This is a genomic window from Bacillus sp. P4_D3, assembly GCF_056401855.1.
This window is the reverse complement of sequence record NZ_JBFUIN010001124.1, coordinates 1-793: the sequence shown is the minus strand read 5'-3', so window position 1 is coordinate 793 and position 793 is coordinate 1. Positions and strand designations below refer to the sequence as shown.

The following is a 793-nucleotide window of genomic DNA, read 5'->3' as shown; positions in this document are numbered from 1 at the left end:
CTTATACTGCATTGCTTAGGAAGTGAAATGGTTATGGGCTAAAAAGATGAAAAGATTTTTTGAGGCCAGTTTTAAAATTTCACATACCGTATTTAAAAAATAAATATAGGAAAACCAAAAAGTAATGTAGAATATATCGTACATACATATGTGAAGTCAACAAAATATATAAAAGAGGTGGACCTATGTTACTTGAAGAAGTAATGCAGCAACTAGAAGAATATGGGACAGAACAAACTCGTAAGACGTATAAAAACCATGGGGCGAAAGAGCCGTTATTTGGAGTTAGTTTTGCAAATTTAAAATTGTTGAAAAAGAAGATAAAAAAAGATCATGATTTAGCAATCTCATTATGGGAAACAAAAAATATGGACGCAATGACTTTAGCAACAATGGTTTTAGATCCGAAGAAACTAACGTCAGAACAGCTAAATAGATGGGTTCAAGATGTTGATTATTATTGTTTAATGGACGTTCTTATGACAGCTATATGTACGTCGCCAATCGCGATAGAAAGAATGGAAGAATGGACGAAGTCTGATGATGAATGGATTGGAAGAGCTGGTTGGTCATTATTAGCGAATATCGCAATAAAAAATAAAACGTTAGACGATGACTTTTTCTTACCGTATTTAGAAGAGATTAAAGTTCATATACATAATGAAAAAAATCGTAAAAGAGAAGCGATGAATAGAGCTTTAATTGCGTTAGGCGTTCGAAATGAAGCTTTAGAGCAACAAGCAATTGAAATCTCACGTGAAGTTGGAAAAGTAGAAGTTGATCACGGTGAAAC

At 33.2% G+C, this 793-nt stretch carries 1 protein-coding gene; it reads left to right on the top strand.

The annotated features are described in order from the left end of the window. Window positions 1-185: 185 nt before the first annotated feature. On the top strand, window positions 186-793 hold a 608-nt coding region (locus AC1DTM_RS29745), incomplete at its 3' end, for a DNA alkylation repair protein (protein WP_477001617.1).